Consider the following 7,065-nt stretch of genomic DNA (forward strand, 5'->3'; position numbering starts at 1 on the left):
ACGGCACGAGTGGCACTGGCAGCGGCGCCGACCTTCGGCAGGTCTGGGGGACCCAGTTCATCGGCGGCCGGCTGTGGCGCAACGCCACCAACGGCATCGAGGTCTCCTCATCCGGACGTACCCGGATCATGGGGCTCGACATCCACGACAACGGCGCGAACGGGATCCTCGGCCGCGACGCCGACCTGTGCCAGGTGATCGGCAACCAGTTCTACGACGACGCGACGCCCCGCCGCCAGGACCGACCGATCGTGACGGTCGGCACCAGCAACAACTGGATCGTCACCAACAACGTGATGCGGGCGTACGACCACCGCTCCGGTGGCGCGTCGCTGGCCGGCGCCAACAACGTCGTCAACGGAAACATCGGCTAGCACCGGCGGGCGGCGGGTGCCCATGTTTTTCCCGCCGCCTCGCCGGGCCGGGTCGTCGGCGGCCGTCGTACTCCGGCGGTCGCCGACCGCGTTCTCAGCGCTCGTCGCCGCCGCGGTCGCGGCGCACGGTGGCCTTGCGGCCCTTGATCGTGCTGGAGCGCAAGCCGGAGATGACCTCGTCGGCCACCCCCTGCGGCACCTCCACCAGTGAGAACCGGTCGGCGATCTCGATCGAGCCGATGTCCCGGCCGCGGATGCCGGTCTCCCCGGTGATCGCGCCGACCAGATCCTGCGGGCGCACCCCGGCACGTCGACCCAGGCCGACGAAGACCTGCACGGTGTTGCCGCCGCCGGAGCGGGGCCGGCCCCCGCCCCGCCGGTCGCCGCCCCGGCCGCCGGCGTCCGGTCGGCCCTCGCGCGACCCGCGGACCGGAGCCTGCGGGATCTCCTCCTCGTCGTCGGAGCCCGGCGACGTCACCTCGTGGGCCAGCTTCACGGCGGCGAGGGCGACCTCCATCAGGTCGAACTCGTCGGTGAGCGTCTCCACGATCACCCGGAACGGGTCGAGGTCGTCCTCCAGCAGGCTCTCCCGCAGGGCCGCCTGGGTCAGTTCCAGCCGCCGGGTACGCATGTCGGCCACGGTGGGGATCTTGTCGATGGTGATCCGCTGGCCGGTCACCCTCTCGATGGTCTTGAGCATCCGGTGCTCACGCGGCTCGGCGAGGGTGATCGCCACGCCCTCGCGGCCGGCCCGACCCACCCGACCGATCCGGTGGACGTACGACTCCGGCGCGGACGGCACGTCGTAGTTGACCACGTGGGTCAACTGCTCGACGTCCAGCCCCCGCGCCGCCACGTCGGTGGCCACCAGCAGGTCGGCGGTGCCCGCCCGCAGCCGGCCCATGACCCGGTCGCGCTGCTCCTGGCTCATGCCACCGTGCAGCGCCTCGGAGCGGTAGCCCCGACCGTTCATCGTCTCGGTCAACCGGTCGACCTCTTCCCGGCTGCGGCAGAACACGATCGCCGCCGTCGGGGACTCCACGTCCAACACCCGACCCAGCGCGGCCGGCTTGTGCGCCCGGGTCACGATGTACGCGCTCTGCCGCACCCGGGGCGCCTCACCCGCGACCGTCTGCTCCCGGCCGATCTCGATCCGCACCGGTTCGCGCAGGTGCTGGCGGGCCATCCCGTCGATGCGCGAGGGCATGGTGGCCGAGAAGAGCACCGTCTGACGCTGCGCCGGAGCGTGCTCCAGGATCGCCTCGATGTCCTCGGCGAAGCCCATGTCGAGCATCTCGTCGGCCTCGTCGAGCACCACCGTGGCCAACCCGCCGAGGCGCAGGGTGCCCCGGGCGATGTGGTCGAGGGCCCGCCCCGGGGTGGCCACCACCACGTCGACACCGCTGTCCAGTGCCCGCAACTGCCGCCCGATCGGCTGCCCACCGTAGATCGGCAGCACCCGCGCGCCCAGGTCCTTGCCGTAGCGGTGGAACGCCTCGGAGACCTGTACCGCCAGCTCCCGGGTCGGCACCAGCACCAGCGCCACCGGGTCGCCGCCCTGGCGGTGCGCCGTCATGAGGTTCAGCAGCGGCAGCGCGAACGCGGCCGTCTTGCCGGTGCCGGTGGCCGCCTGCCCCAGCAGGTCCCGACCCTCCAGCAGCGGTGGGATAGCCTCCCGCTGGATGGGAGTCGGCTCCTCGTATCCGAGGGCGGAGAGGGCGCCGAGCAACTCGGCGCGGAGCCCGAGCTCGGTGAAGGCGCTCACCTCGTCGGTGCCGTCCGGGGTGGTGTCGATCGGTGCGTCGTGCTGTGCAGGTGCGGAACTCATGTGCCAAGCCTTTCATCACGCCGTCCGGGCCGTTGCGGCGACCGCCACAAGAGCTGTCCCGAGCCCGTGCCGCCGCCGTTCCATGATCCCGGTGGCGTCCCCGGTCAGGCGTCGGTGGTCAGGATGGCCAGCACCATCACCGCGGCGAGGGCCACGTCGAGCACCACGCAGAGCTCGGCGTAGGCGCGCGGCACCACCCGGCGGTTGCGGTGGTGCACGATGTCCCAGCCGGCGTGCGCCAACCACCCGAGCGCCACCAGCCAGGCGGCGGTCCGCCCACCCGCCAGCACCGCGACCAGCGTCAGGGCGACCCAGATGGCCAGACCGGCGAGTTGGGTGGCGAGCACGCCCCGCCCGCCCAGCGTGCGGCGGGCCATGCCGATCACCAGGTAGCCACCGGGCAGCACCAGCATCGTCCACGGGCTGAGCACGGTCGGATCGACCCACATGTCCACCGTCAGCAGCAGCGCCAGCCCGCTCGGCCAGTGGCGGGCGAGCGCCACCACGGCCGGATGCCGGCGGATCGGCACCGGCGCCTCGTGCCGATGACGCACCGCCACCAGCACCATGGCCGGCACCATCAGCAGGTGACCGCCGAGCATCAGGGCGTCGGCATCCAGCAGGCCCGCCCACCACGGCACGAGCAGCAGCAGGAACGGCACGTACATCGCAGCGGCCATCTCGGCGACCCCACGCCAGTGGTGCGCCCGGTAGCGCATCCACACCGTCATTCCGACGGTCATGTTCGTGGCCATCACCAGTGCGGCGACGTCCGGCCGGGCCAGCGCATCGGAGACTCCCAGGGCGGCGCCGGGCAGCTCCCACAACGGCCCGAGCAGCAGCATCCCGGCGATCATCGCCAGCGCCATCTCGCCCAGGTGCCACAGCAGCCGCCGCGTGCTGCTGGTCGCTGCCGCGGCGGTCGGTGCCGCCGCACTCGGCGTCGCGGTCGAGGGGGTCGGCTCGTCGGTGGGCAGGGGCGCGGGCGACGGTACGGCGGTGAGGTCGTCCGCGTAGATCCTGGTGTTTTCCATGTCTCGACCCTGCCGGTGCCCCCGGTGTGGCCGGCAGACCCGTTCGTCACGGAAAAACCGTGCGGGCCGCACGGCCCGACCGTGACAGTTCGCATGGGTGGACCATGCGCCGGGCGGTCCTAGGATCGGTGCGTGGCGAGCGAGGCGGTGACTACCCGGGCGGACCGGCGGCTGCGTCGCGCTCGACGGGCGACGCTGGTGTCGCTGGCCACCGGCGTGTGGGCGAGCGTCCTGTTTCCGGCGGTCGGCCTGACCCGCGAGCCCGACCGGGTCCGGGTGACGCTCGGCGCGGTCGGCATCCTCGCCTTCGTGATCGCCCAGACCGTCGTCCTGTACGCGGCCGTGACGCCGTGGCTCGACCCGCGCTGGCGGCGTCGGGCCGAGCTGAGCCTGATCGGGGTGGCGGTGCTGACCGTTCCGCTGGTGGGCCCGGTGGCGGCCGGCAGGTGGCCGACCTGGGCCTGGCTCGGCGCGGCGCTGATCGGCATGACGCCGCTGCTGGTGCGGTGGCGGGCCGCGCTGGCGGTCGCGGTCGGCGTCCTGGCGGTGTCGGTCGCGGTGGCCTGGTGGACCGGTGGTTCCGTTGCGCGTCACCTCGCCGTGACCGGCGCAATCGGCGCGGCGGTCGCCGCCGTCAACGGGTTCCAGGTCTGGTTCTGGGACCTGCTCGTGGAGGCCCGGCAGGGCCAGGCCGCCCAGGCCCGGCTCGCCGCCGCCGAGGAACGGCTGCGCTTCGCCCGCGACGTGCACGACGTCCTGGGGCACCACCTCACGGTGATCGCGTTGAAGGCCGAACTCGCCGCCCGGCTCGCACCGGTCGACCCGGAACGGGCCGGGCGGGAGGCCGCCGAGGTGCAACGGTTGGCCGCCTCCGCGCTGGGCGAGGTACGCGAGACCGTGCACGGCTATCGGGCCGTCGACCTCGACGAACAGCTCGCCGCGGTGGTGGGGGTGCTGCGCTCCTGCGGGGTGCGGTGCACGGTTCTGCCACTGCCGGCGGACCTGCCGCAGCCCGCCGCGATCGAGCTGGCGGCGGTGCTGCGCGAGGCGAGCACCAACGTGCTGCGGCACAGCCGGGCTGACTGGTGCCGGATCCGCATCGATCGGGAGGATGACGTGGCCAGGATGACGGTGGCCAACGACGGCGCCGACGACCGCGGCCCGGACGCGCACAGCCACGGCCTGCGCGGGCTGGCCGACCGGCTCGCCGCCGCCGGGGGCGAGTTGCGGGTACGCCGGGAGGACGCGATCTTCACCCTCGAAGCCACAGTGCCGGCGCCGTCGTGATCCGCGTCCTGCTCGCCGACGACGAGGATCTGATCCGGGTCGCCGTCGCCGCGCTGCTCGGCCTGGAACCGGACATCGAGGTGGTGGCACACGCCGCCGACGGGAAGACAGCCGTCACCGCGGCGCTGGCGCACCGTCCGGACGTGGCAGTGGTGGACCTGGAGATGCCGGGCCTGGACGGCATCGCGGTAGCCGCCGAGCTGACCCGGGTCCGACCCGAGTGCGCGGTGGTCGTGCTGACCGGGCACGGTCGTCCTGGGCACCTGCGCCAGGCGCTGACCGCCGGCGCCCGTGGGTTCCTGCCCAAGGGCTCGCCGGGTGGGGCGCTCGCCGACGTGATCCGCCGGGTGCACGCCGGAGGGCGCTACGTCGACCCGACGCTGGCCGCCGACGCGTTGACCCTGCCCCCGTGCCCGCTGACCCCTCGGGAACTGGAGACGCTGCGGCTGGTGGAGGTCGGCGCCCCGGTCGCGGTGATCGCCCGTCGGGTGCACCTGTCCACTGGCACCGTGCGCAACCACCTCTCCGCCGCCGTGCAGAAGCTCGGCGCCGCCGACCGGGCCGAGGCCGTCCGCACCGCCCGGGACAACGGCTGGCTCTGACCGGCGACACCGGCGACACCGGCGGCGTGCGTCGGGGAGGCCGCGAACACTCTCCGGCGCTGATCAATCAAGGCAGTCGAGTCCTCGCCTCTCAGCCGGCTGCGAAGATGGACAAATGCCCAGGAAAGTCGCGGCGGGTCCGGTCGACCCGGTGCGCTCCAGTGCCGTCGAGCTGTTCTTCGACCTCGTTTTCATCTTCACCCTCGGTCGCTTGTCGGCGACCCTGGTCGAGGAGCCCAGCCTGCTCGCCGACGCGCAGGCCGTGATCTTCCTGCTGGCCTTCTGGTGGATCTGGTACAACACCAATCTGGCCACCGACAGCCTCGACTGCGAACGACCCACAGTGCAGATTCTGATCATCTGCGTGATGCTCGGCAGTCTGCTGATGTCCATCAACGTTCCGGACGCCTTCGGTGACCAGGGCTTCGTCTTCGTGAGCGCGTACCTCGGGATCCACCTCGGCCGGACCCTGGTCATGGCCCTCTATCTGCACGGCACCCCAGCCTGGCGTCGGCCGGTACGGGGACTCGTCTGGTATTCGATGTCCGCGACGGTCTGGTTCGCCGGGGCGGCGGCCAGCGGCGGCGAAGCACGGGTGCTGCTGTGGGCATTCGCGCTGGCGATCGACTACTCGGCGCCGCTTCTGGGATGGCCGGTGCCGTGGCTCGGCCGGGCGCTGGCCAACGAGTGGCACCTCTCGGGCGAACACCTCAACGAGCGGTACCGGCAGTTCATTATCCTTGCCCTCGGCGAGACGATCCTGGCCACCGGCAACTTCTACCGGCTGTCGCCGCGAAACCTGGCGGACACCACCGCATTCCTGCTCACCTTCTGGACGGTGGTCTTCCTCTGGTGGACCTACTTCTATCGCACGACGAGCAGCCTCGCCGTGAAGATCGATACCGCCGTGGACCCGTACCGGCTCAACCTGCGGGCGAGCTACAGCCACCTGGTGATGGTGGCGGGCATCCTGCTCACCGGCATCGGCGGCGAACTGATGCTGAAGGAGCCCGACGCGCAGCGGTCGGCCGGCAACGTCGTGGCGATCCTGGTCGGGCCGCTGACCTTCCTCATCGGGCGGATGATCTTCGAGATCTGGCTGTTCGGCCGCCTGACGAGGCACTGCCTCGCGGCCGTGCTGGCATGCCTGATCCTGAGCCCGGTCGCGGCGCGACTCCCGCCGCTGTCGGTGGGCCTGCTGGGCGCGGCCACCATCACCGTCGTCGCCATCTTCGACCTGACCCACCGTGCCCGGGTCGCGGGTGAGGTCAACCCGGTGTCGGCCGGGGACGCTCCCCGCCGTCACCCTGCCTGACGGGTGTAGCTCGGTTCCAATCTGTGGGGGCGGCGTGAACCGTCCGGATAGCGTGGGCGCGTGCGTACGGTGGAGCTGGTCTGCTCGCCCGGCCTGGAGGTCGCGGTCCGGGCGGTCTGGGGCCGCCTGGCCGCCGCCGGGCTACCCAGCCTGGCCCGCAACATCCACCCCACCAACCGGCCGCACCTCACCCTCGCCGCCGTCGACGAGTTCCCGCCGGGGGTCGAGCACCGCCTCGCCGAACTGTTCGACGCCGCGCTGCCGGTTCCGGTGACACTCGACCGGGTCGTCGTCCTGGACGGCAGCGCGCCACTGGTCTGGCTCGTCCGACCCACGCCGGCGCTGACCGCGCTGCACGCCGCCGTCTGGGACGTTCTCGCCGATGCCGACGGACACCGCCCGTGGCACTCGCCCGACGCGTGGGTGCCGCACCTGAGCCTGGCCCTGCGGTTCCGCGACGCCGACCTGCGGTTGGCGCGTGCCGTGGCCGGTGGGCAGCGCCCGACGGGCGACTTCGACGCCGCCCGCAGTTACGACGGCACGGACCGCTCGGTGACCGCGCTGACCCGGCTCCGCTGAGGCCGTCGCCCGCAAAGGCCCCGACGTGCCGAAGTGGCATCGCGGC

General features: G+C 72.5%; 7 protein-coding genes. 5 read left to right on the forward strand and 2 right to left on the reverse strand.

Features of this window, described 5'->3' with window-relative positions; genetic code table 11:
• Positions 1-374: right-handed parallel beta-helix repeat-containing protein (locus AB0B48_RS30985; protein ID WP_357207759.1), on the forward strand; the 374-nt coding region annotated here is incomplete at its 5' end.
• A gap of 94 nt (positions 375-468) precedes the next feature.
• Here AB0B48_RS30985 and AB0B48_RS30990 read toward each other — a convergent pair.
• Together AB0B48_RS30990 and AB0B48_RS30995 are read right to left on the reverse strand one after the other, a co-directional pair.
• On the reverse strand, positions 469-2,202 hold the full coding sequence (locus AB0B48_RS30990) for a DEAD/DEAH box helicase (protein ID WP_357207762.1): 1,734 nt from the start codon (positions 2,200-2,202) through the stop codon (positions 469-471).
• A 104-nt stretch (positions 2,203-2,306) separates the two neighbouring features.
• Positions 2,307-3,236 (reverse strand): hypothetical protein, encoded by a 930-nt coding sequence (locus AB0B48_RS30995; protein ID WP_357207764.1) that lies wholly within the window; start codon positions 3,234-3,236, stop codon positions 2,307-2,309.
• Positions 3,237-3,368: 132 nt separating this feature from the next.
• On the opposite strand from AB0B48_RS30995, the gene AB0B48_RS31000 reads away from it, so the two are divergent.
• From AB0B48_RS31000 to AB0B48_RS31015, 4 genes are all read left to right on the forward strand, one after another.
• On the forward strand, positions 3,369-4,523 hold the full coding sequence (locus AB0B48_RS31000) for a histidine kinase (protein ID WP_357207767.1): 1,155 nt from the start codon (positions 3,369-3,371) through the stop codon (positions 4,521-4,523).
• Positions 4,520-5,125 (forward strand): response regulator transcription factor, encoded by a 606-nt coding sequence (locus AB0B48_RS31005; protein ID WP_357207770.1) that lies wholly within the window; start codon positions 4,520-4,522, stop codon positions 5,123-5,125. Before AB0B48_RS31000 ends, AB0B48_RS31005 begins: the two co-directional genes overlap by 4 nt.
• A gap of 115 nt (positions 5,126-5,240) precedes the next feature.
• Positions 5,241-6,440, forward strand: coding sequence for a low temperature requirement protein A (locus AB0B48_RS31010; RefSeq protein ID WP_357207772.1), 1,200 nt, complete (start codon positions 5,241-5,243; stop codon positions 6,438-6,440).
• A gap of 60 nt (positions 6,441-6,500) precedes the next feature.
• The gene (locus AB0B48_RS31015; RefSeq protein ID WP_357207775.1) at positions 6,501-7,019 is read left to right on the forward strand and encodes a 2'-5' RNA ligase family protein; all 519 of its coding nucleotides are present in this window, start codon (positions 6,501-6,503) and stop codon (positions 7,017-7,019) included.
• Positions 7,020-7,065: the final 46 nt, after the last annotated feature.

It is taken from the genome of Micromonospora sp. NPDC049089 (assembly GCF_040648775.1).
In the GTDB taxonomy this organism is placed as follows: Bacteria; Actinomycetota; Actinomycetes; order Mycobacteriales; family Micromonosporaceae; genus Micromonospora.

Coding starts and splice junctions, on each gene's coding strand:
- AB0B48_RS30995 (WP_357207764.1), bottom strand. CDS start 3,236: ATGGAAAACACCAGGATCTACGCGGACGACCTCACCGCCGTACCGTCG.
- AB0B48_RS31010 (WP_357207772.1), top strand. CDS start 5,241: ATGCCCAGGAAAGTCGCGGCGGGTCCGGTCGACCCGGTGCGCTCCAGT.
- AB0B48_RS30990 (WP_357207762.1), bottom strand. CDS start 2,202: ATGAGTTCCGCACCTGCACAGCACGACGCACCGATCGACACCACCCCG.